Below are 23,074 nucleotides of genomic sequence, written 5' to 3'. Positions count from 1 at the left end.
TGTGGTGGTACAGCACGAAAGTGGGGGTGATCGACCTGAAGAAAAAGTCGATCACCATGGGTAAAGGATGTTAAAAAGTGTTCACCATGTCCCCGAACACCTGTCTACCATGTCCCCGGACTGTACACCCACAGGGAGAGGGTGAAAAGTAAAAGGCCCTTACGGGCCTTTTTTATATTCTGGTTTTTCTCACGCGATCCGCATAAACAGACAGCGTTTGTTTGAGCACGTCCAGCGTCACCGGTTTCGACAGGCAGCTGTCCATGCCCGACTCCAGACAGCGCTGTTTCTCTTCCGCCAGCGCGTTCGCCGTCACGCCCACGACAGGCAGCGTCAGGCCAAGCTGTCGGATGCGCTGCGTCAGCCGGTAGCCGTCCATGTTAGGCATGTTGACGTCGCTCAGCACGATATCAATATGATTTTTACTCAGCACATTCAGCGCATCCACGCCGTCATTGGCGGTTTTGCACTGGTAGCCCAGCGATCCGAGCTGGTCAGCCAGCAGGCGGCGGTTAATCGGATGGTCATCCACCACCAGAATCATCATATCGTCATTCACTGACGCCAGACCTTCCGGTGACGGCAGCGCGACTGCACCGTCGTTCTCTTCCAGCTCGACTTTATAGATACGGGCCAGCAGGCTCAACAGCTCATGCGGCGTTGCGACGCTGTGCACCCATTCCCCCGGCGCACGTTCAACCGGTATGCCAATGTGGCGACGGCAGAAGAGCACCGTTCCTCTCCCCTGCCACGGCTGTTCCGGCATCTCGTCGGCGATGAGCACATCGTCCACGTCCGGCGTCTGGCCTTCATAGCGGCAGACCCTCACGCCGCTATGGGCGAGCAGCGCCGTCAGATAGTCATTCAGCGAGGCATTATTGACCGCCAGCCAGCAGCGCTTATCGTTCAGCCCGTCAACCGTGGCTTTTGCCGGATACTGCGCGGAATAGAGCGGTATCCGGATGGTGAACTGGCTGCCCATGCCGGGCTCGGTATCCACGGAAATGTCGCCGTCCATCATGCTGACGAGCTTCTCGCAAATCGCCAGCCCCAGACCGGTGCCCTGGAAGTTACGCTGCACGCCGGTGCCGACCTGGAAGAACGGATCGAACAGACGTACCACCTCCTTGGCCGGTATGCCCACCCCCGTGTCGCGCACGCGGATGCTGAGGTAATCTCCCGCCCGGCAGACGTGTAGCACAATGCAGCCGATATCGGTGAATTTGATGGCATTGCTGAGCAGGTTAGAGATGACCTGCTGCAGGCGCATCGGGTCGCCGTGCAGCGTCAGCGGCACGTCCGGTTCAATGAAGCAGTAGAGCCCCAGCTGTTTACGCACCACCAGCGGCAGATAGTTGGCGCTGATGTGGTTCATGACCTCACGCGGCGAAAACTCGCGCGGCTCGATTTTCAGCTGCTCAGACTCAATTTTAGAGAAGTCGAGAATATCGCTGATGATCTTCAGCAGCAGGCTGGAGGAGTTGTTCATCGCCGTTACCAGCCGGTCGACGCCTTTTGGCAATTCCTTCGTCTGCAGCAGATCGAGGTTACCGATAATCCCGTACAGCGGCGTACGCAGCTCGTGACTGACGGTAGCCAGGAACATGGATTTCGACTGGCTGGCCTGCTCCGCGGCCTGCGCCATCTCCTGCAGCGACTCTTCCATCTTCACGCGCGCGGAGACATCCACCAGCACGCAAATCGCTACGTTTTCATTGCGATAGCGGGAATGAACAAAGCTGATCTGCAGGTTAGTGTGGGTGCTGGTGAGCACGTCGACAAAGTTCACCTGCTGGCCGCAGATGATTTGCGTCAGCCTTTGCCGGTCCTCGTGCGTCAGCATGTTCAGGTAGTTGTGCGCCAGCTCGTTACTCAGGATGTTGGTCCCGTCCAGGGTACGAAGAATGCAGATCCCCACCGGAGCCGAAGCGACAATCTTGCGGTTGAACTGCTCGTGCTCCTCCAGACGCTGGGCGTCACTTTCGGCGGGAATAAAGATTCTCCGCTCATACATCCGCGCCAGCGTAAACAGCGCCCCACCCACCAGCAGGTTCAGCAGGATCGCATTCATAATAAGAATGCGTATCCTCTCAAGAACCATATCCACCGGCAGCGAGTAAACAATGCTCAACGACGATGGCGGCAGGCTTTTTTTCAGCACCAGCTCGCGGAAGCCGGAGGTGTAGCCAAACCATGAGCGTTCCTGCATCCAGTGCGGATCGACGTTCAAACTTTTATCCGGCCCGGCGAGTGAGATCAGCTGATGCCCGTTTTCATCCAGAATGGTCACGCCCATCGGCAGGCTGCCCGGCGTGAAGAAGTTTTCCATGCGGATGGTCTGTTCAATCCCCAGCAGCGCCTGCAGACGATTGCCCAGGTAGACCGGCGTCAGCGCGTAGAAATAGCCCACGCCCATGCGCGGTCCCTGGCTAATCCAGAAGATGTTGTTCCCGCGCTCGTCCTGCGGCGCATTGCGATATTTCACAATACGCTCGTGCAGGCTTTTCAGCGCATCATCACGCTCGACGGGCACATCGCGCAGGCCAAAGTCAGCCATGCAGAGGTTTTCACTGCCAATCAGGAATACGCGGTTAAGGTCGTAAGCGGCGGAGAAGTTGTCGCGCCAGTAGCGCATAAACCAGGCGAGGGATTCCAGCGACCCGCGCCAGGTGCTGCTCATGGTGGAGCAATCAGAGTCCGGGAACAGCGGCTGGAAGTCCGGTACTTCGGTTTTGTCATTGCGCCCGCGCAGGGCAAGGATACCGTTTTCTGCCGTCAGCCGATTTTCGGCAATATACTTCAGCTCCTTCATCACGTCAGACGTTCGCTGAATGTAGCGCTGGGCCTGATCGGAGCTTAAATTAAACTCCTGGCGGATCTCCGCTTCTTTCTGGTTCAGCGCATTGACGATGTAAAACACCGACAGCAAGGCCACCAGCAGCCAAAGCAGGAGCGCCAGCGCCCGGAACAGATAGCGAGAAACTTTCAGCGTGGTACGAAAGGAGACGAGGTATTTCAAAGGGGCGAGGCTCCGCCGTCGGGGTCAAAAGAATGTGGTTAAGGTAGCGGTAAACGCGGCTTGTCGCAACGTTCACGTATCTGCATCTGCAAAAGAAAAGGGCCGGAATCCGGCCCTTTATGCGTCAGAAGAGATTACTCGTCAGCGTCATCCGCTGCGTCGTCGTCGCTCTCTGCTTCCGGTGCGATTTCATCATCACCTTCCGCGACGCTGCCGTCGATGGAATCGAGCTCTTCGTCGTCCACCGGCTCAGCAACGCGCTGCAGACCGACCACGTTTTCATCTTCCGCCGTACGGATGAGGATAACGCCCTGGGTGTTACGGCCCACCACGCTGATCTCGGATACGCGCGTACGCACCAGCGTACCGGCATCGGTGATCATCATGATCTGGTCGGCATCGTCCACCTGCACCGCGCCCACAACGGAACCGTTGCGCTCGGTAACCTTGATGGAGATAACGCCCTGCGTGCCGCGTGACTTGGTCGGGTATTCGTTTTCCGCCGTACGTTTACCGTAGCCGTTCTGGGTGACGGTCAGGATTGCGCCTTCGCCACGTGGAACGATCAGGGAAACAACGGAGTCTTCACCCGCCAGCTTAATACCGCGCACGCCGGTCGCCGTACGACCCATTGCGCGCACGGCGTTCTCTTTGAAGCGCACCACTTTACCGGCCGCAGAGAACAGCATCACTTCATCAGAACCAGAGGTCAGATCCACACCGATCAGCTCGTCGCCTTCGTTCAGGTTTACCGCGATAATACCGGCAGAACGCGGACGGCTGAACTCGGTCAGCGCGGTTTTCTTCACGGTACCGCTGGCGGTCGCCATAAAGACGTTCACGCCCTCTTCGTACTCGCGTACCGGCAGGATGGCGGTGATACGTTCGTTCGCTTCCAGCGGCAGCAGGTTGACGATTGGACGACCGCGCGCGCCACGGCTCGCTTCCGGCAGCTGATAGACCTTCATCCAGTACAGACGGCCACGGCTGGAGAAGCAGAGGATCGTGTCGTGGGTGTTAGCCACCAGCAGACGGTCAATGAAGTCTTCTTCTTTAATACGTGCCGCAGATTTACCTTTACCGCCACGACGCTGTGCTTCGTAGTCGGTCAACGGCTGATACTTCACGTAGCCCTGGTGAGACAGAGTCACTACCACGTCTTCGCGGTTGATCAGATCTTCAATGTTGATATCAGAGCTGTTGGCCGTGATTTCGGTACGACGCTCGTCGCCGAACTGATCGCGGACCAGCTCCAGCTCTTCGCGGATCACTTCCATCAGGCGCTCTGCGCTACCCAGGATGTGCAGCAACTCAGCAATTTGCTCCAGCAGCTCTTTGTACTCGTCGAGCAGTTTTTCATGCTCAAGGCCGGTCAGCTTCTGCAGGCGCAGATCCAGAATCGCCTGGGCCTGCTGTTCAGTCAGGTAGTACTGACCGTCACGCACGCCGAATTCAGGCTCGAGCCACTCAGGACGCGCGGCGTCGTCGCCGGCACGTTCCAGCATCGCCGCCACGTTGCCCAGATCCCACGGACGCGCAACCAGCGACGCTTTCGCTTCTGCCGGCGTCGGCGCACGACGGATCAGCTCGATGATCGGGTCGATGTTCGCCAGCGCAACCGCCAGTGCTTCAAGGATATGAGCACGATCGCGCGCTTTGCGCAGTTCGAAGATGGTACGACGGGTCACCACTTCGCGGCGGTGACGCACGAACGCGCTCAGGATCTCTTTCAGGTTCATGATCTTCGGCTGACCATGGTGCAGCGCAACCATGTTGATACCGAAGGAGACCTGAAGCTGAGTCTGGGAGTACAGGTTGTTCAGCACAACCTCACCCACCGCGTCACGCTTGATTTCAATCACGATGCGCATACCGTCTTTGTCAGACTCGTCACGCAGCGCGCTGATGCCTTCAACGCGTTTCTCTTTTACCAGCTCGGCGATTTTTTCAATCAGACGCGCTTTGTTCACCTGATACGGGATCTCGTGAACAATGATAGTTTCACGGCCGGTTTTGGCGTCCGCTTCCACTTCGGCGCGGGCACGGATGTAAATCTTGCCGCGACCGGTGCGGTACGCTTCTTCAATGCCGCGACGACCGTTGATGATCGCCGCCGTCGGGAAGTCCGGGCCCGGGATGTGTTCCATCAGCCCTTCAATGCTGATGTCTTCATCGTCGATATAGGCCAGGCAGCCGTTGATCACTTCCGTGATGTTGTGCGGTGGAATGTTGGTCGCCATACCCACGGCGATACCGGACGAACCGTTCACCAGCAGGTTAGGGATCTTCGTTGGCATAACGTCAGGAATTTTTTCCGTGCCGTCGTAGTTATCAACGAAATCAACCGTCTCTTTTTCCAGGTCGGCCATCAGCTCATGGGCAATCTTCGCCAGACGGATTTCCGTATAACGCATTGCCGCGGCGGAGTCGCCGTCGATAGAACCAAAGTTACCCTGACCATCTACCAGCATGTAACGCAGCGAGAACGGCTGCGCCATACGGACAATGGTGTCGTACACCGCGGAATCACCATGGGGATGGTATTTACCGATTACGTCACCAACGACACGGGCAGATTTTTTGTAGGCTTTATTCCAGTCATTGCCCAATACGTTCATGGCGTATAGTACGCGACGGTGTACCGGCTTCAGGCCATCGCGGACGTCCGGCAGCGCACGGCCAACAATGACCGACATCGCATAGTCCAGATAGGAGCTTTTCAGCTCTTCCTCGATGTTAACCGGTGTAATTTCTCTCGCAAGGTCGCTCATCTAACCGCTATCCCTCTACTGTATCCCGGATTCAAAGGTCGCAAATTATAACACAGCCGCGGTGATACAGGTAAACCTATACGCTTTATTCACAGGGATTGCCTGATATACTCATTTGTCTTGCTAAATAAGGAGTAAAAGCGCCCATGAATGCCGAAAAATCCCCGGTGGCACACAACGTTGACCACGAAGAGATTGCCAAATTTGAAGCGGTGGCGTCCCGCTGGTGGGATCTCGAAGGTGAGTTCAAACCTCTGCATCGCATTAACCCGCTGCGTCTGGGCTATATCGCGGAGCGTTCCGGCGGTCTGTTCGGTAAGAAAGTGCTCGACGTCGGCTGCGGCGGCGGCATCCTGGCGGAGAGCATGGCGCGCGAAGGGGCGAACGTCACCGGTCTGGACATGGGCTTCGAACCTCTACAGGTTGCGCGTCTCCACGCGCTGGAGTCCGGCGTACAGGTTGAATATGTCCAGGAAACCGTGGAAGAGCACGCGGCAAAACATGCCCACCAGTACGATGTGGTGACCTGCATGGAGATGCTGGAGCACGTTCCGGATCCGCAGTCCGTGGTAAACGCCTGTGCAAAACTGGTGAAGCCGGGCGGCCAGGTCTTCTTCTCGACAATTAACCGCAACGGTAAAGCCTGGCTGATGGCCGTGGTCGGCGCAGAATATGTGCTGCGCATGGTGCCGAAAGGGACGCACGACGTGAAGAAGTTTATCAAGCCTGCCGAACTGCTGGGCTGGGTTGACCAGACGTGGCTTAAGGAGCAGCACATCACGGGCCTGCACTACAACCCGCTAACGGATAAATTCAAACTTGCCCCGGGCGTGGATGTTAACTATATGTTGCATACAACCGCCAAAAACGACTAACGTCATCCGTTATTCTTATAATGATTGCGCGACATCATGTTGCGCAATTCTGACCTCCCGTTGAAGAAATCAGCACTCGATCAAATTTTGAATTTTTTTTCTAAATTATTGACATCTCTTCCAGGCCTTACGGTACGAGGACTTACGCTTTTTTACCCTTTCACAACCTCAATTTAACCTCAAAATCAACCCTTGTGCTGAAAAGATTCGATACTAGAATACTCACCATATAGCGTTTTTCTTATCGCAAACCCCCTATATGTAGTATTTATCCACAGAGTTAGTCACAAGACGGATCTGTGGATAAGCGGGGGATATTTTTTATTTCACGGACAGGTAAAACCCACATGAATCAGAGTCTGCTGGTGACAAAGCGCGACGGTACTACCGAGCGTATCAATCTGGACAAAATCCATCGAGTTCTCGACTGGGCAGCAGAAGGACTGAATAACGTATCTATATCCCAGGTTGAACTGCGTTCTCACATTCAGTTCTACGACGGCATCAAAACGTCTGATATCCACGAAACCATTATCAAAGCAGCGGCGGATCTGATCTCCCGCGACGCACCGGATTATCAGTACCTCGCTGCGCGTCTGGCGATTTTCCACCTGCGTAAGAAAGCCTACGGTCAGTTCGAGCCGCCAAAGCTTTACGATCACGTGGTGAAAATGGTTGAGCTGGGCAAATACGACACGCATCTGCTGGAAGACTATACGGAAGAAGAGTTCGAGCAGATGAACGGGTTTATCGATCACTGGCGCGACATGAACTTCTCCTACGCGGCGGTGAAGCAGCTCGAAGGCAAATACCTGGTTCAGAACCGTGTGACCGGTGAGATCTACGAAAGCGCCCAGTTCCTCTATATTCTGGTGGCCGCCTGCCTGTTCTCAAACTACCCGCGCGACACCCGTCTGGACTACGTGAAGCGTTTCTACGATGCGGTATCGACGTTCAAAATTTCTCTGCCAACGCCGATCATGTCTGGCGTGCGCACCCCTACCCGTCAGTTCAGCTCCTGCGTACTGATCGAGTGTGGTGACAGCCTGGATTCCATCAACGCCACCTCCAGCGCCATCGTGAAATACGTCTCCCAGCGTGCCGGTATCGGCATCAACGCCGGTCGCATCCGCGCGCTGGGCAGCCCGATTCGCGGCGGTGAAGCGTTCCACACCGGCTGTATCCCGTTCTACAAGCACTTCCAGACGGCGGTAAAATCCTGCTCTCAGGGCGGCGTGCGCGGCGGCGCAGCGACCCTGTTCTACCCAATGTGGCACCTGGAAGTGGAAAGCCTGCTGGTACTGAAAAACAACCGCGGCGTGGAAGGCAACCGCGTGCGTCACATGGACTACGGCGTGCAGATCAACAAGCTGATGTACACCCGTCTGCTGAAAGGGGAAGACATCACCCTGTTCAGCCCGTCCGACGTCCCGGGCCTGTACGACGCGTTCTTCGCCGATCAGGACGAGTTCGAGCGTCTGTACACCAAATATGAAAAAGACGACAGCATCCGTAAACAGCGCCTGAAGGCGGTAGACCTGTTCTCCCTGATGATGCAGGAGCGCGCCTCTACCGGCCGTATCTACATCCAGAACGTTGACCACTGCAACACCCACAGCCCGTTTGATCCGGCGGTTGCGCCAGTGCGCCAGTCTAACCTGTGCCTGGAGATCGCCCTGCCGACCAAACCGCTGGAAGACGTGAACGACGAAAACGGCGAAATCGCCCTGTGTACGCTGTCCGCGTTCAACCTGGGTGCGATTAAGAGCCTGGACGAGCTGGAAGAGCTGGCCGTGCTGGCGGTACGTGCGCTGGATGCCCTGCTGGACTACCAGGATTACCCAATCCCGGCCGCTAAACGCGGCGCAATGGGCCGTCGTACCCTGGGTATCGGCGTGATCAACTTCGCCTACTGGCTGGCGAAAAACGGCAAGCGTTACTCCGACGGCAGCGCTAACAACCTGACGCACCAGACGTTCGAAGCGATTCAGTACTACCTGATGAAAGCCTCTAACGAGCTGGCGAAAGAGCAAGGCGCGTGCCCGTGGTTCAACGAAACCACCTATGCAAAAGGCATTCTGCCGATCGACACCTATAAGAAAGACCTGGATGCGATCGTCAGCGAGCCGCTGCACCTGGACTGGGAAGGCCTGCGCGAGTCCATCAAAACGCACGGCCTGCGTAACTCCACGCTCTCTGCCCTGATGCCGTCCGAGACCTCTTCGCAGATCTCCAACGCCACCAACGGTATTGAGCCACCGCGCGGCCACGTCAGCATTAAAGCGTCGAAAGACGGCGTGCTGCGTCAGGTGGTGCCGGATTACGAAACGCTGGGCAACAACTACGAGCTGCTGTGGGAGATGCCAAACAACGACGGTTACCTGCAGCTGGTGGGTATCATGCAGAAGTTTATCGACCAGTCGATCTCTGCCAATACTAACTACGACCCGACGCGCTTCCCGTCCGGCAAGGTACCGATGCAGCAGCTGTTGAAAGACCTGCTGACCGCCTACAAATTTGGCGTGAAAACGCTGTACTATCACAACACCCGTGACGGTGCAGAAGACGCGCAGGACGACCTGGTACCGTCAATTCAGGACGATGGCTGCGAAAGCGGCGCATGTAAGATCTAATGAAGGGCGGGGATATCCCCGCCTTTATTTCGTAAGACAGGACACACTCATGGCATATACCACCTTTTCACAGACGAAAAACGACCAGCTCAAAGAGCCAATGTTCTTCGGCCAGCCGGTCAACGTGGCACGCTACGATCAGCAAAAATATGACATCTTCGAAAAGCTGATTGAAAAGCAACTCTCCTTCTTCTGGCGTCCGGAAGAAGTGGACGTTTCCCGCGACCGTATTGATTACCAGTCGCTGCCGGATCACGAAAAGCATATTTTCATCAGCAATCTGAAGTACCAGACGCTGCTGGACTCCATTCAGGGCCGTAGCCCGAACGTGGCGCTGTTGCCGCTGATCTCGATTCCTGAGCTGGAAACCTGGGTGGAAACCTGGGCGTTCTCTGAGACGATCCACTCCCGCTCTTACACCCACATCATCCGCAACATCGTGAACGATCCGGCGGTGGTGTTTGACGATATCGTCACTAACGAGCAGATCCAGAAGCGCGCGGAAGGCATTGCGCACTACTACGACGAGCTGATCGAGATGACCAGCTACTGGCATCTGCTGGGCGAAGGCACCCACAGCGTGAACGGCAAAACCGTTACCGTGAACCTGCGCGCGCTGAAAAAGCAGCTGTACCTCTGCCTGATGAGCGTTAACGCCCTGGAAGCGATCCGCTTCTACGTGAGCTTCGCCTGCTCCTTCGCCTTTGCCGAGCGCAAGCTGATGGAAGGCAACGCCAAAATCATCCGTCTGATCGCTCGTGACGAAGCCCTGCACCTGACCGGCACCCAGCACATGCTGAACCTGCTGCGCAGCGGTACGGACGACCCGGAGATGGCGGAAATCGCCGAAGAGTGCAAGCAGGAGTGCTACGACCTGTTCGTGCTGGCGGCTCAGCAGGAGAAAGAGTGGGCTGACTACCTGTTCCGCGACGGCTCCATGATTGGCCTGAACAAAGATATTCTGTGCCAGTACGTCGAGTACATCACCAACATCCGCATGCAGGCGGTTGGTCTGGACCTGCCGTTCCAGACGCGCTCTAACCCGATTCCGTGGATCAACACCTGGCTGGTATCCGATAACGTGCAGGTTGCGCCGCAGGAAGTGGAAGTGAGCTCTTATCTGGTCGGTCAGATTGATTCTGAAGTCAACACCGACGACCTGAGCGACTTCCAGCTCTGATGAGCCGCGTAACGCTGAGCCTTTCTGGCACCGAAGTGCTGTGCCAGGAAGAGCATCCTTCCCTGCTGGTGGCGCTTGAAGCGCATCAGGTGGAGGTAGAGTACCAGTGTCGTGAAGGCTATTGCGGTTCCTGCCGCTGCCGTCTGGTCGCAGGCCAGGTGGACTGGCTGACCGAACCGCTGGCCTTTATCAGTGAAGGGGAAATTTTGCCCTGCTGCTGCCGGGCAAAAGGCGATATTGAGATCGAGATGTAAAAAAGGGCCTTACGGCCCTTCTTCTATTTTAAGAACGTCACCGCTTTATCCGGGAAATCCGTAAACAGCCCGTCCACGTCCGCCTGCTTATACAACACCTCGTAAAGCTGATTCACATCGGTGGCATATGGCGGCAGCTGGTCGGCACGCACCGTGTACGGATGCACCTGCATCTTGCTGGCGTGCGCCTCTTTCACCATCGCCGTCAGCTTCACGTGGCCAGGCGTTGAGCCTTCCGCCACCAGCATGTGATAATCCGGCCCGATGCCGTCAGCGTACTGCGCAATCTGCTTCATCGCGCCCGGCTTGAACATCCAGTCGTAGCTGTAGTTCACCCACTTCCCGTCCGGCTGTTTCTCCTGGGTTTCATTCCAGTCGGTGTAGGCAATCAGCTGCACCAGATTGAGATCCATCCCCATCTTCGGCTCCAGCTCGGTTTTGATGCGCTTCAGCTCGGCGGCGTCAAAACACTGCAGGTAAACTTTGTCCTTCTTGCTGGTGTAGCCGTACTGTTTCAGCACCTCCAGCGTCTTCGCGGCAATGTCCTTCCCTTCCTGATGGTGGAACCACGGCGCTTTGATTTCCGGGTAGATACCGATATTTTTACCGGTCGAGTGGTTCAGCCCCTGAACAAACTCAATCTCTTCCTGGAAGGTATGGATCCGGAAGTCAGATTTGCCCATCGGGAAGCGTCCCGGGTAGACCTGCACCTTCTTGCCGTTTTCAATCTCAAAGCCTTCGGTAAACTTCAGAGAGCGGATTTCATCCAGGGTAAAGTCGATGGCGTAGTAACGACCGTCTTTGCGCGCGCGGTCCGGGAAACGCTCCGCCACGTCCGTGACGCGGTCAAGATAGTGGTCGTGCAGGACGACCAGCTGGTCGTCCTTCGTCATCACCAGATCCTGCTCCAGGTAATCCGCGCCCTGGGCATAGGCCATCGCTTTCGCCGGCAGCGTATGCTCCGGCAGATAGCCGCTGGCACCGCGGTGGGCGATAACGATTTTATCCGCCGCCAGGGCAGAGCCAGTCATCAGGCCTGCCAGCAGCAGGCCGGTGGTTAATGGAGTTAATTTCATCGCAATGCTCCTTATTGACGACGCGCCAGCACTTCCGCGTGGTGACGTTTCTCGCCGATCATCACAACAACCAGCAGCAGAACCGCCAGCACGCTGCCGCCGATCATCACCATAAAGCCGCCGTCCCAGCCGAAGAAGTCAACGGTGTAGCCCACGATAGCGCTCGCCGCGACGGAACCGCCGAGGTAGCCAAACAGACCGGTAAAGCCTGCCGCCGTGCCCGCCGCTTTTTTCGGCGCCAGCTCAAGCGCGTGCAGACCGATCAGCATCACCGGGCCGTAAATCAGGAAGCCGATAACGATCATACAAGCCATGTCTACTGATGGGTTACCCGGCGGGTTAAGCCAGTAAACGACAGTCGCGATGGTCACCAGGGTCATAAAGAACACGCCCGTTGCGCCGCGGTTGCCTTTAAACACTTTGTCCGACATCCAGCCGCAAAGCAGCGTGCCCGGGATCCCGGCATATTCATACAGGAAATAGGCCCAGGAGGATTTATCCAGCGCGAAGTGCTTCACCTCTTTCAGGTAGGTTGGCGACCAGTCGAGGATGCCGTAGCGCAGCAGGTAAACGAACACGTTGGCGACCGCGATGTACCACAGCAGCTTGTTGGGCAGCACGTACTTCATGAAGATCTGTTTTGCGGTCAGCTCTTCTTCGTGCTCTTTGCTGTAGTCATCCGGATAGTCGTTTTTGTACTCTTCGATTGGCGGCAGCCCGCAGGACTGCGGCGTGTCGCGCATCAGGGCGAAGGCAATAATCGCCACCAGAATAGCACCAAAGGCAGGCATGTAGAGCGCCGCGTGCCAGTCGTTGAACCAGGCCATCCCCAGCAGGAACAGCAGAGGTGGAAGCCCGCCCCCGACGTTATGCGCGCAGTTCCACACTGACACAATGCCGCCACGCTCCTTCTGCGACCACCAGTGCACCATGGTACGTCCGCACGGCGGCCACCCCATCCCCTGGAACCAGCCGCAGAGGAACAGCAGCACGAACATGATGGCAATGCTGGACGTCGCCCACGGCACAAAGCCCATGAACAGCATGACCGCTGCCGCGAGGATCAGACCGGCGGGCAGGAACACGCGCGGATTCGAGCGGTCCGAAACGGAACCCATGATGAATTTAGAAAAACCGTAGGCGATGGAGATCCCCGACAGCGCGAAGCCCAGGTCGCCGCGAGAGAAGCCCTGCTCCACCAGATACGGCATGGCGAGCGCAAAGTTTTTACGTACAAGATAGTACGCCGCATACCCGAAGAAGATCCCGAGGAAGATTTGCCAACGCAGACGGCGGTAGAGAGGATCGATCTCTGCCTCTGGCAGTCGCGCCCGATGCGGCGCAGGTTTGAAGATACTGAGCATAACAGCCTCCGTGGCCTTTCAAAAAATGACCAGGCATCTCGCGCCCGGTTACAGAGGCGGGGATGTTAAAAAAACATGCGGTTTGTTACTGTGAATCAACGCACAGATTGTTACAGAAATATGACAGAATGCGCAAAAAAGCGCATGAAATCACGTTTCAGTTTCGAATTTCGCGCGTTTATGTTCGAAATCAAACAAACCACACGATCTATGTGGCTAAATGCTAAAAAACGAACATAGAGGAAAGGCAATGACAATTCACGATCCACGCTACAGCGATGTGATTATCATTGGCGGTGGCGCAACCGGCGCCGGCATCGCACGCGACTGCGCCCTTCGCGGCTTAAGCGTCACGCTTCTGGAGCGCCACGATATCGCCACCGGCGCGACGGGGCGTAACCACGGCCTGCTGCACAGCGGCGCGCGGTATGCGGTCACCGACGGTGAATCCGCGCGCGAATGTATCGCTGAAAACCAGATCCTCAAGCGTATCGCCCGACACTGCATAGAGCCGACCGACGGTCTCTTTATTACCCTTCCCGAAGATGACCTCGCCTTTCAGTCAACCTTCATAACCGCCTGTACTGCAGCGGGCATTCAGGCTGAGGCTATGGATCCGGCGCTGGCCCGGCGGCTGGAGCCGTCGGTGAACCCGACGCTGATCGGCGCGGTGAAGGTGCCTGACGGCACCGTCGATCCGTTCCGCCTGACCGCCGCCAACATGCTGGACGCCCGCGAGCATGGCGCGCGCATTCTGACCGGACATGAAGTGACCGGGCTTATCCGCGAGGGTCATCGCATCTGCGGCGTGCGGGTGTTTGATACGCAGTACAACGAGCACAGCGAGCTGCACGCCGCCGTAGTGGTCAACGCGGCGGGGATCTGGGGCCAGCGCATCGCGGAATACGCCGACTTATCCATCCGCATGTTCCCGGCAAAAGGTTCGCTGCTTATCCTTGACCACCGCATCAATAACCACGTCATCAACCGCTGCCGCAAACCGTCTGACGCCGACATTCTGGTGCCGGGCGACACCATTTCGCTCATCGGTACGACGTCAACGCACGTTGACTACAGCGACATTGACGTCAACCGGGTCACCGCCGAAGAAGTGGATATTCTGCTGCGCGAAGGGGAAAAGCTGGCGCCGGTGATGGCGCAGACGCGTATCCTGCGCGCCTACGCGGGCGTGCGTCCCCTTGTCGCCAGCGATAACGATCCGAGCGGACGTAACGTCAGCCGGGGCATCGTGCTGCTCGATCACGCCGAGCGCGACGGCATGGACGGGTTTATCACCATTACCGGCGGCAAGCTGATGACCTACCGGCTGATGGCCGAGTGGGCGACCGATGCCGTCTGCCGCAAGCTCGGAAATACCGAACTGTGCGTTACCGCAGAACAGCCGCTGCCGGGATCGCGCCAGTCTACCGAAAAAACGCTGCAAAAAATCATCTCCCTGCCCGCGCCGCTGCGCGGTTCGGCCATCTACCGCCACGGCGACAGAACGCCGCAGTGGCTCGGTGAAGGACGACTGAGCCGCAGCCTGGTGTGCGAGTGCGAAGCCGTTACCGCAGGCGAAGTGCAGTACGCGGTAGAGAACCTGACAGTCAACAGCCTGTTGGATCTCCGCCGCCGCACCCGCGTCGGAATGGGGACCTGTCAGGGCGAACTGTGCGCCTGTCGTGCCGCCGGGCTGCTGCAGCGTTTTCATACCACCACCGCCACCCAGTCGCTCGATCAGCTCAGCGCGTTTTTGAACGAGCGCTGGAAAGGCATTCAGCCTGTCGCCTGGGGTGATGCCCTGCGCGAAAGCGAATTTACCCGCTGGGTCTATCAGGGGCTTTGCGGCCTGGAGAAGGAGCAACACGATGAAATTTGATACCGTAATCGTCGGCGGCGGGCTGGCAGGCTTGCTCTGCGGCATCAAACTCACGAAGCAGGGGCTGCGCTGCGCCATTATCACCCGCGGCCAGAGCGCCCTGCACTTCTCGTCGGGATCGCTGGATCTGGTGGACGAAGCGTACCGCGACAGGCTGCCGCCGGAGCACCCCTATCACCTGGTTGGCGCGCAGCATATTGACCGCTTTGCGCTGGAAGCCGAAGCGCTGCTGGCGGGCTGCGGCGCGCGTCTGAAGGGAAGCGCCAGGCAAAATCACCAGCGCATCACGCCGCTCGGCACCCTGCGCTCCGCGTGGCTCAGCCCGGAGGAAGTCCCCGTGGCCCCCGTCAGCGCGGGACGAGTGCGGGTGGTGGGTATTAGCGGCTTTCTGGATTTTCAACCCCATCTCGCGGCGGCCTCGCTCTGTCGCCAGGGCATCAACGCCGACACGGCAGAAATAGAGCTGCCCGAGCTGGATATCCTGCGCGATAACCCGAGCGAGTTTCGCGCGGTGAATATCGCCCGTTTTCTGGATAACGAGGAGAAATGGCCGCTGCTGTATGAGGCGCTCAGGCCGCTCGGTAAAACCTGCGATGCCCTGATAATGCCCGCCTGCTTTGGTTTAAACGACAACCGGCTCTGGCGCTGGCTCTCGGATCGTCTGCCCTGCACGCTCGGTTTGCTGCCGACGCTTCCCCCTTCCGTACCCGGCATTCGTCTGCACACCCAGCTTCAGCGCCAGTTTGTTGCGCAGGGCGGCGTATGGATGGCGGGTGACGAGGTGAAAAAAATCACCCTGACCGATGGCGCGGTGAGCGAAATCTGGACGCGCAACCACGAGGATATTCCGCTTCGCGCCCGCTATACGGTGCTGGCGAGCGGGAGCTTCTTCAGCAACGGGCTGCTGAGCAGCCGGGAGGGCATCCGGGAAGCGATTATGGGGCTGGATGTGCGGCAAACCGCTTCCCGCGCGGACTGGTATCAGTGTGATTTCTTCACGCCGCAGCCCTGGCAGCAGTTTGGCGTAATTGTCGATAACCGGCTACATCCGCAGCTTTCCGGTATGCCCGTCGGTAATCTTTTTGCCATCGGCTCACTGCTGGGCGGATACGATCCGATCCCCCAGGGATGCGGCGGCGGGGTTTGCGCCGTCACGGCGCTGTATGTAGCCGAGCAGATTATTCAGCGCGTGGAGGCTGAACAATGAACGATACCCGTTTCGAAAGCTGCATTAAATGCACGGTCTGTACCACCGTCTGCCCGGTCAGCGGCGTAAACCCGCGCTACCCTGGGCCAAAGCAGGCCGGACCGGACGGCGAGCGCCTGCGCCTGAAGGACGGCAGGCTGTACGACGAGGCGCTGAAATACTGCATCAACTGCAAGCGCTGCGAGGTCGCCTGCCCGTCGGACGTAAAAATCGGCGACATCATCCAGCGCGCCCGGGCGCGCTACAGCACGCAAAAGCCGACACTGCGCGATGCGATCCTGAGCCATACCGATCTGATGGGCAGCGTCTCCACGCCGTTTGCCCCGCTGGTAAATGCCGCAACCTCACTCAAGCCGGTGCGTCAGCTGCTGGATGCCACGCTTAAAATAGACCATCACCGCAGCCTGCCAAAATATTCTCACGGCACCTTCCGTCGCTGGTATAAAACCGTCGCGGAGCAGCAGGCGCAGTACGACGATCGGGTAGCCTTTTTCCACGGCTGCTATGTGAACTACAACCACCCGCAGCTGGGAAAAGACCTGCTGAAGGTGCTGAACGCCATGGGAACAGGCGTACAGCTGCTTAGCAAAGAGAAGTGCTGCGGCGTGCCGCTGATTGCCAGCGGGTTTACCGATAAAGCGCGCAGGCAGGCCAAAAGCAACGTCACCTCCCTGCGCGAAGCGATTGTCGATAAAGGCATGCCGGTGCTGGCGACGTCGTCCACCTGCACCTTCACCCTGCGCGATGAGTATCCGCACCTGCTGGACGTGGATAACGCCGGACTGCGCGAGCACATCGAGCTGGCGACGCGCTTCCTCTGGCGCAAGCTGGACAGCGGGCAGACGTTGCCGCTGGGAACATTGCCGCTGAAGGTGGTCTATCACACCCCGTGTCATATGGAGAAAATGGGCTGGTCGCTCTATACGCTGGAGCTGCTGCGGTTAATTCCGGGGCTGGAGCTGACGGTGCTGGATTCGCGCTGCTGCGGCATCGCAGGCACCTACGGCTTTAAGCGTGAAAACTACGAAACCTCGCAGGCAATTGGTGCCCCGCTGTTCCGCCAGATTGAAGAGAGCGGCGCGGATATCGTGGTGACGGACTGCGAAACCTGTAAATGGCAGATTGAGATGTCCACCAGCAAGCGCTGCGAACATCCGATTACCCTGCTGGCGAAAGCACTGGGCTGAACGTTGCCGGGGCGAAAGGCCCCGGCACAGGCATTACTCAACGAACAGCGACTCGACAACGTTAATCCAGCCGTGCTCGCTGGCGACCTCTTTGCCGTTGAGCCAGCGGCGCAGCATATTCAGCGCCATCATGGCGCACACCTCCTGACGCACCGCCAGGCTGTGGCGGGTGATGCTCATTTTTACCCGCAGCGCCCAGGTGCCTTCCGGCGTCGCCAGCGCGAAGTTGAGGTAATCCTCATCCAGCCCGCCGACAAACAGCGCCAGACCGGCAAAATGCTTCACCCTTCTTTCGGAAGCCCAGCGGGCGGTTTGCGCCAGGGTCTCCTGCTGAAACGGCACCACTTCGCTGGCAAGCAGCGGCGCGTTGACGCGCGACAATTGCAGCGCCAGCAGGCCACCGGTGAACTGCTCGCTTAAGGTCACGCTGAGCTGGCGAGTCTGCAGATGTTTTGCAATCTGCTCAGGCAACCCTTCCGTCCCTTCAAAAATAAGGCTTTCGCCCGCCACGCGCTGCACCTCAGGCCACAGGGCCAGCATCGCCTCTTTCTGCGTGGCCGGTCCTGTTAATTTGAGTTCAATGATCGGCATAGAGGAGCGATAGCCCATGGACACGCCCGGCGGCAGCGGAAGGTGGTCAAGGCTCTGGGCCAGATCGCTTTCCGAGCGGCCAAAGGTGGTCAGGCGCAGGCACAGCGGAGGTTCAGGCAGAGTAAAACGCTGGCGAAGGCGCGGCAGGATCTGCTGCTCGACCATCACCTTAAATTCAGAGGGTACGCCCGGCGTGAAGAACATCAGGCAGCGGTTCAGCTGCATGGCAAACCCGCATGCGGTACCGACCGGGTTATCAACCAGCTCGGCGCTGGCGGGAATTTCAGCCTGTTTACGGTTGCTGGGGGCCATGACGCGGCCACGTTCGGTGAAAAAGCGCTCCATCTGCGAAAGCCACGCCTCATGCAGCACCAGCCCTTCGCCTTTTGCGGTCGCGGCGGCCAGCGCGCTGAGATCGTCACTGGTGGGGCCGAGCCCGCCGTTCACGATCAGCACGTCGCACTGTTCACTGCGCTCGCGCAGAACAGCGACCAGTGACTCCAGATTGTCGCCCACGGTATTGCGGCGCGTTAACGGTAATCCTTGCTCAAAGAAAAGATCGGCAAGCCAGGCAGCATTGGTATCAATAATCTGTCCGTGCAGCACTTCGTCGCCGGTGGATAACATCTCCACGTTAATCATTGTGTTCTCCCGCTTATTTGGTCAAAACACTATAGCGCAAACGCGGGGTGGAGATGAGAGAAACTGGCGCGACGGAACGCCGCGCCGGAACGATTAGAAGCCTGCGCTCACGCCCACGTACGGGCCGTCAGCCAGCGCGTTATCGCGGTTGCCGTCTTTACCGGCCAGGTTCAGATAACGGTAGCCCGCTTCGATGGTAATCGGACGCATGATGGTCCAGCGCGCGCCGGCGTTGGCTTCTTCATAGCTGTCGATGCCGCTGGAGAGGGAATCCGGAGAGTAGTAGTACTCGCCAAACAGGCCGAAGCTGTCGCCAATTTTCCACTGCAGGCCGCCGCCCACTGCCGCTGCGTACCCTTCATCACCGTCATTTGGGTTGGTGTAGATACCTTTACCGCCAACGGTGGCCAGGAATGGGCCAAGAGGAATATTCAGACCGAGGCCGAGGCTTGCCGCGTCGCCGTCGTCATCGTTGTGCGTCCAGCCGCCGGTCATTGCCAGACCGGAGGTCTCAGTACCCATGCCAAAACCGAGGTGGGTATAGTCCTGACCCGCCGAACCATTAATGCTAATGGCGTTAGCCGCCGCAGATACAACCATCAGGCCGAGGCCCAGTAATGCCACTTTTTTCATTGTCGCGATCCTGCATAATTATAGAGAAGTCCCCAAAACCGCGAGATTTTAACCTGAGTCTGCGGGGGATCAAGCACTCTGCGTGCGGCGGACAGGAAGATTGTAACGATTTGAAACCCCCGGCTTTTTTACGTAAGCAGCAGAAAGCGCATTTTGACGCAAAGGCCACCCAGCGTTTCGCTGCGAGTCAGCTGCAAATGGCTGCGGTGCAGCCGGGCGATATCCCCCGCCAGCGCCAGCCCAATCCCGGAACCGGCGGCGTTCCCGACGTTGTCCAGACGGTGGAAAGGCTGCATCGCCTGGTAGATCTGATCCTCTTCAATGCCGGGGCCGCTGTCCTCAACGCTCAGCTCAACGGCGCCGCCATCCACGCGCAGGAATACGGTCACGGTCCCGCCTGCAGGCGTATATTTAATCGCGTTCTCCAGCAGGTTGGCGCACAGCTCGCCCAGCAGAACGTCATCGCCTTCGATCGTGACCGGCTGCTGTACACCGTCATATCCTAAATCGATCGCCTTGCTCCGCGCCTGCGCCAGCCGGGAAAAGCAGCAGTTCTGCACCACCTGAACCAGATCCACAGGCGTAAAATGACGATCCCCCTGCTCTTTTCCCTTCACCGCTGAAAGCTGCAGCAGCCGCTCGGTGAGCACGATAGTGTCGTCCAGGGTGGCATTCATTGCCCGCAGGCTCTCCTGCCACAGGGCGGGATCCTGACGCGCGAGGGCGACGGAGACCTGGGTTTTAAGCACCGCCAGCGGCGTTTTGAGCTGGTGCGACGCATCCGCGTTAAAGCGTTCCTGACGCGAAAGCACGCCGCGCAGCCGGTCGATATAGCGGTTAAAGGCGACTATCAGCAGCCGGGTCTCGGACCAGGGCAGCAGCTCCGGCAGCGGTGCGAGCAGGCCCGGCTCGCGCCGCACCATCAGTGACGAAAGCTGGCGCATTGGGCGCAGCACGCGGCGCAGCAGCCATGCGGTCAGCACCAGCGTCAGCAGCACCAGCAGCCCCTGTGAAACCCAGGATGAAAAGAGCAACTGGCTGGCGAGATAGCGGCGGGACTGGAGCGTCTCGGCGACGTAAATCTCCGCCATGCCAAAAACATTATCTTCATTTACGGGCTGCAGCAGGCGCGCCACCCGAATCGCCTGGCCGCGATATTCGGTGTGGTAAAACCAGGCCAGCGCCGGATAGAGCGTGGTGCGCGACGTCGCAGGCGGCATCTTCGGCAGATCGTCATAGCCGGAGATCACCCGTCCGTCGGGGTCGACCACCTTATAGTAGAGCCGGTCGTTCATGTTGAGCTCAAAGCTGTCGAGCACCACCCAGGGCACGTCGACCACCAACCTGCTGTTGCGCACCTCCAGCCGCTCGGAGATGGTGCGGGCAGAGGATAACAGCGTGCGATCGTAGGCCTGCGTGGCCGCCTGCAGCGCGCTAACGTAGCTGTTAAAGGCCGACAATCCCCACAGCAGCAGCAGCGGTAGACCCAGGAAAAGCAACAGCTGCAGATAGAGCGACTGCGGCTTAACCCACCTCATCGCCGCACTCCAGCACGTACCCAAGCCCCCGAAGGGTGGTGATCCGCACGCCGCTGCCGGTCAGCTTCTTACGCAGCCGGTGAATATAGAGATCGATGCTTTCAGGGCTGACGTCGTCGTTCAGGCTGAATACCTGGTCGAAAAGCTGCTGTCGTGAAACCGGACGGGTCCGGCGGTGCATCAGCACTTTCAGCAGGGAGAGCTCCCGCGGCGTCAGGGAAAGCGGTTCATCGCGCAGCAGGAAAAAGCCCTCGTCGTCATACTCCAGCTCCCCAAGGCGCTGACGCTCCTGCGTTCGACCCTCGCTTCGGCGCAACAGGGCGCGCAGACGCGCGTCAAGCTCCTCCAGCTCAAACGGTTTTGGCAGATAGTCATCTGCCCCGGCGTTCAGTCCCTTCACCCGATCCGCCACGTTGCTGCGGGCGGTAAGAAACAGCACCGGCAGCGTTTGCCCCCGTTTTCTGAGGCGGTGGACCACTTCCAGGCCGTCAAAACCGGGCATGCCGATGTCCAGAATAGCGACCGCGTAGTTTTCACCCTGCAGCAGATGGTCGGCGGCACGTCCGTCGGAGACGCAGTCCACGGCAAAGCCTTCCTGCACCAGCGCTTTCTCCAGCCAGTGAGCCAGCTCACGATTATCTTCTGCGAGTAAGAGACGCATGTCACATCCTGTAAAGTTGGTGTCCCGTTGAAAGGGAAATGAAAGGTTATTGTTTTAACAATCACGCAACGGAACCGCTACAAGGTGGTTCACATAATCAGAAAAAAAGACCCGTATCCCCGGCGTGAGGATAAACGATGAAAAAACAATTACTTTCTACCCTTGCTGCAAGCGTATTGCTGTTAAGTACCTCTGTCGTTCAGGCCCAGGACGCTCCGTCCCGTACCGAATGTATCGCCCCGGCCAAACCGGGCGGCGGTTTCGATCTCACCTGCAAGCTTATTCAGGTCAGCCTGCTGGAGACGAAGGCCATTGAGAAACCGATGCGCGTCACCTACATGCCAGGCGGCGTGGGCGCGGTGGCCTATAACGCGATTGTCGCGCAACGTCCGGCGGAAGCGGGAACGGTGGTGGCCTTCTCCGGCGGCTCGCTGCTGAACCTGTCGCAGGGCAAGTTTGGCCGCTACGGTGTTGACGACGTGCGCTGGCTGGCGACCGTCGGCACCGACTACGGAATGATTGCCGTGCGTGCCGATTCCCCGTGGAAATCCCTGAAAGATCTGCTGACCGCTATGGAAAAAGATCCGAACAGCGTGGTGATTGGCGCAGGGGCGTCTATCGGCAGCCAGGACTGGATGAAAGCGGCCCTTCTCGCCCAGCAGGCGAAGGTTGACCCGCACAAGATGCGCTACGTGGCCTTTGAGGGCGGCGGCGAACCGGTCACGGCGCTGATGGGCAACCACGTTCAGGCCGTTTCCGGCGATCTCAGCGAGATGGTGCCGTACCTGAGCGGGGATAAAATCCGCGTGCTGGCGGTCTTCTCGGAAAACCGTCTGCCGGGCCAGCTGGCGAACGTCCCGACCGCCAAAGAACAGGGTTATAACCTGGTCTGGCCGATCATCCGCGGCTTCTTCGTCGGGCCAAAAGTGACCGACGCCGAGTACCAGTGGTGGGTCGACGCGTTCAACAAACTCCAGCAGACGGAAGAATTTAAGAAACAGCGCGATCTGCGCGGACTGTTTGAGTTTAACCTGACCGGTAAGCCACTGGATGAGTACGTCAAAAAACAGGTGAATGACTACCGCGAACAGGCGAAAGCCTTTGGCCTGGCGAAATAACCGGAGGCGCTATGAGCGATCGTATTTTTGCCGGGATATGGCTGCTGCTCTGCGTCGGTGGGATGTTTGTCGCCTGGCAGATCCACAGCGAATACAGCTATGAACCCGTGGGACCCCGCCCTTTCCCGATGGGCATCGTCGGCCTGATGCTGCTCTGCTCGGTGGCGCTGCTGCTTCGCCACCCGGATACCGTCGAGTGGCCGCCGCGTCGCATTCTGCAGCGTCTGCTGGTGATGGTGATTGTCCTGCTGATGTATGCCTGGGGCTTTGAGTGGCTCGGCTTCCCGGTGGCGACCGCCATTCTGACGATGGTCATCGGCATGCTGTTTAACGCCACCCTCCCCGCGGCGGGGATCTCTGGCGTGGTGATGGGGATTTTACTGTGGTACGCCTTTGACCGCCTGCTGGACGTGACGTTACCGCTCGGCGCCTGGCTTAATTAACGG

17 protein-coding genes are annotated in these 23,074 nt (G+C 58.4%); 9 read left to right on the top strand and 8 right to left on the bottom strand.

The features are described 5' to 3' along the window. Positions 1 to 172 precede the first annotated feature (172 nt). Together rcsC and gyrA are read right to left on the bottom strand one after the other, a co-directional pair. Complete coding sequence (gene rcsC / locus APT89_RS06655; RefSeq protein ID WP_048958047.1) at positions 173 to 3,019, bottom strand: two-component system sensor histidine kinase RcsC; 2,847 nt, start codon at positions 3,017 to 3,019, stop codon at positions 173 to 175. Between the two features lie 134 nt (positions 3,020 to 3,153). Next, complete coding sequence (gene gyrA, locus APT89_RS06650; protein WP_060571957.1) at positions 3,154 to 5,790, bottom strand: DNA topoisomerase (ATP-hydrolyzing) subunit A; 2,637 nt, start codon at positions 5,788 to 5,790, stop codon at positions 3,154 to 3,156. A gap of 146 nt (positions 5,791 to 5,936) precedes the next feature. On the opposite strand from gyrA, the gene ubiG reads away from it, so the two are divergent. The 4 genes from ubiG (at position 5,937) to yfaE (ending at position 10,732) form a co-directional block, all read left to right on the top strand. Then, positions 5,937 to 6,665, top strand: a complete 729-nt coding sequence (gene ubiG, locus APT89_RS06645) for a bifunctional 2-polyprenyl-6-hydroxyphenol methylase/3-demethylubiquinol 3-O-methyltransferase UbiG (RefSeq protein WP_060571956.1) — start codon at positions 5,937 to 5,939, stop codon at positions 6,663 to 6,665. Between the two features lie 347 nt (positions 6,666 to 7,012). After that, the gene (gene nrdA / locus APT89_RS06640) at positions 7,013 to 9,298 is read left to right on the top strand and encodes a class 1a ribonucleoside-diphosphate reductase subunit alpha (RefSeq protein ID WP_028013905.1); all 2,286 of its coding nucleotides are present in this window, start codon (positions 7,013 to 7,015) and stop codon (positions 9,296 to 9,298) included. A 49-nt stretch (positions 9,299 to 9,347) separates the two neighbouring features. Beyond that, positions 9,348 to 10,478, top strand: a complete 1,131-nt coding sequence (nrdB, locus tag APT89_RS06635) for a class Ia ribonucleoside-diphosphate reductase subunit beta (RefSeq protein WP_041908962.1) — start codon at positions 9,348 to 9,350, stop codon at positions 10,476 to 10,478. Next, positions 10,478 to 10,732: a class I ribonucleotide reductase maintenance protein YfaE gene (yfaE, locus tag APT89_RS06630; protein ID WP_003859419.1), complete on the top strand. Its 255-nt coding sequence runs from the start codon at positions 10,478 to 10,480 to the stop codon at positions 10,730 to 10,732. Before nrdB ends, yfaE begins: the two co-directional genes overlap by 1 nt. Positions 10,733 to 10,755: 23 nt before the next feature. Here the strand turns inward: yfaE and glpQ are convergent, their stop codons facing one another. Both glpQ and glpT read right to left on the bottom strand, forming a co-directional pair. Then, on the bottom strand, positions 10,756 to 11,808 hold the full coding sequence (gene glpQ, locus APT89_RS06625; protein ID WP_041908960.1) for a glycerophosphodiester phosphodiesterase: 1,053 nt from the start codon (positions 11,806 to 11,808) through the stop codon (positions 10,756 to 10,758). Positions 11,809 to 11,819: 11 nt separating this feature from the next. Beyond that, positions 11,820 to 13,172, bottom strand: a complete 1,353-nt coding sequence (gene glpT, locus APT89_RS06620; protein ID WP_045629883.1) for a glycerol-3-phosphate transporter — start codon at positions 13,170 to 13,172, stop codon at positions 11,820 to 11,822. 250 nt (positions 13,173 to 13,422) lie between these two features. On the opposite strand from glpT, the gene glpA reads away from it, so the two are divergent. The 3 genes from glpA to glpC are packed head-to-tail and all read left to right on the top strand — an operon-like array spanning position 13,423 to position 17,445. Then, complete coding sequence (gene glpA / locus APT89_RS06615; protein ID WP_047363039.1) at positions 13,423 to 15,051, top strand: anaerobic glycerol-3-phosphate dehydrogenase subunit A; 1,629 nt, start codon at positions 13,423 to 13,425, stop codon at positions 15,049 to 15,051. Further along, positions 15,041 to 16,258, top strand: a complete 1,218-nt coding sequence (gene glpB, locus APT89_RS06610; protein ID WP_060571955.1) for a glycerol-3-phosphate dehydrogenase subunit GlpB — start codon at positions 15,041 to 15,043, stop codon at positions 16,256 to 16,258. The genes glpA and glpB overlap by 11 nt, the downstream gene beginning before the upstream one ends. Then, a complete protein-coding gene (gene glpC, locus APT89_RS06605; protein WP_060571954.1) occupies positions 16,255 to 17,445 on the top strand; it encodes an anaerobic glycerol-3-phosphate dehydrogenase subunit GlpC in 1,191 nt (396 codons plus the stop codon). Before glpB ends, glpC begins: the two co-directional genes overlap by 4 nt. A 33-nt stretch (positions 17,446 to 17,478) precedes the next feature. On the opposite strand, the gene APT89_RS06600 is transcribed toward glpC, so the two are convergent. The 4 genes from APT89_RS06600 to tctD all read right to left on the bottom strand — a co-directional run bounded on the left by APT89_RS06600 (position 17,479) and on the right by tctD (position 21,510). Then, positions 17,479 to 18,678: a nicotinamide mononucleotide deamidase-related protein YfaY gene (locus APT89_RS06600; RefSeq protein WP_045629885.1), complete on the bottom strand. Its 1,200-nt coding sequence runs from the start codon at positions 18,676 to 18,678 to the stop codon at positions 17,479 to 17,481. A gap of 93 nt (positions 18,679 to 18,771) precedes the next feature. Beyond that, positions 18,772 to 19,311: a YfaZ family outer membrane protein gene (locus APT89_RS06595; RefSeq protein WP_047367983.1), complete on the bottom strand. Its 540-nt coding sequence runs from the start codon at positions 19,309 to 19,311 to the stop codon at positions 18,772 to 18,774. Between the two features lie 128 nt (positions 19,312 to 19,439). After that, entirely contained in the window at positions 19,440 to 20,849 is a 1,410-nt protein-coding gene (locus APT89_RS06590; protein ID WP_060571953.1) for a sensor histidine kinase, read from the bottom strand. Next, positions 20,836 to 21,510 carry a transcriptional regulator TctD gene (gene tctD, locus APT89_RS06585; RefSeq protein WP_028013915.1) on the bottom strand — a complete coding sequence of 225 codons (675 nt, stop codon included), beginning with the start codon at positions 21,508 to 21,510 and terminating at the stop codon, positions 20,836 to 20,838. The genes APT89_RS06590 and tctD overlap by 14 nt, the downstream gene beginning before the upstream one ends. Before the next feature lie 137 nt (positions 21,511 to 21,647). On the opposite strand from tctD, the gene APT89_RS06580 reads away from it, so the two are divergent. Further along, entirely contained in the window at positions 21,648 to 22,628 is a 981-nt protein-coding gene (locus tag APT89_RS06580; RefSeq protein WP_047363034.1) for a Bug family tripartite tricarboxylate transporter substrate binding protein, read from the top strand. 11 nt (positions 22,629 to 22,639) lie between these two features. Continuing rightward, positions 22,640 to 23,071: a tripartite tricarboxylate transporter TctB family protein gene (locus APT89_RS06575; protein ID WP_014884622.1), complete on the top strand. Its 432-nt coding sequence runs from the start codon at positions 22,640 to 22,642 to the stop codon at positions 23,069 to 23,071. The last annotated feature ends 3 nt before the right edge of the window (positions 23,072 to 23,074 follow it).

Origin of the sequence: Enterobacter sp. 50588862 (assembly GCF_001462935.1) — a bacterium.
Lineage (GTDB): Bacteria > Pseudomonadota > Gammaproteobacteria > Enterobacterales > Enterobacteriaceae > Enterobacter > Enterobacter bugandensis.
This window is presented reverse-complemented; position numbering and strand designations above follow the sequence as displayed.

Excerpts from the sequence above, each read along its gene's own strand:
- gyrA (WP_060571957.1), bottom strand. The coding sequence starts at position 5,790 with ATGAGCGACCTTGCGAGAGAAATTACACCGGTTAACATCGAGGAAGAG.
- ubiG (WP_060571956.1), top strand. The coding sequence starts at position 5,937 with ATGAATGCCGAAAAATCCCCGGTGGCACACAACGTTGACCACGAAGAG.
- glpQ (WP_041908960.1), bottom strand. The coding sequence starts at position 11,808 with ATGAAATTAACTCCATTAACCACCGGCCTGCTGCTGGCAGGCCTGATG.
- glpC (WP_060571954.1), top strand. The coding sequence starts at position 16,255 with ATGAACGATACCCGTTTCGAAAGCTGCATTAAATGCACGGTCTGTACC.
- APT89_RS06595 (WP_047367983.1), bottom strand. The coding sequence starts at position 19,311 with ATGAAAAAAGTGGCATTACTGGGCCTCGGCCTGATGGTTGTATCTGCG.
- APT89_RS06580 (WP_047363034.1), top strand. The coding sequence starts at position 21,648 with ATGAAAAAACAATTACTTTCTACCCTTGCTGCAAGCGTATTGCTGTTA.
- glpT (WP_045629883.1), bottom strand. The coding sequence starts at position 13,172 with ATGCTCAGTATCTTCAAACCTGCGCCGCATCGGGCGCGACTGCCAGAG.
- tctD (WP_028013915.1), bottom strand. The coding sequence starts at position 21,510 with ATGCGTCTCTTACTCGCAGAAGATAATCGTGAGCTGGCTCACTGGCTG.
- yfaE (WP_003859419.1), top strand. The coding sequence starts at position 10,478 with ATGAGCCGCGTAACGCTGAGCCTTTCTGGCACCGAAGTGCTGTGCCAG.
- nrdA (WP_028013905.1), top strand. The coding sequence starts at position 7,013 with ATGAATCAGAGTCTGCTGGTGACAAAGCGCGACGGTACTACCGAGCGT.
- glpA (WP_047363039.1), top strand. The coding sequence starts at position 13,423 with ATGACAATTCACGATCCACGCTACAGCGATGTGATTATCATTGGCGGT.
- glpB (WP_060571955.1), top strand. The coding sequence starts at position 15,041 with ATGAAATTTGATACCGTAATCGTCGGCGGCGGGCTGGCAGGCTTGCTC.
- nrdB (WP_041908962.1), top strand. The coding sequence starts at position 9,348 with ATGGCATATACCACCTTTTCACAGACGAAAAACGACCAGCTCAAAGAG.
- APT89_RS06600 (WP_045629885.1), bottom strand. The coding sequence starts at position 18,678 with ATGATTAACGTGGAGATGTTATCCACCGGCGACGAAGTGCTGCACGGA.
- APT89_RS06590 (WP_060571953.1), bottom strand. The coding sequence starts at position 20,849 with ATGAGGTGGGTTAAGCCGCAGTCGCTCTATCTGCAGCTGTTGCTTTTC.
- APT89_RS06575 (WP_014884622.1), top strand. The coding sequence starts at position 22,640 with ATGAGCGATCGTATTTTTGCCGGGATATGGCTGCTGCTCTGCGTCGGT.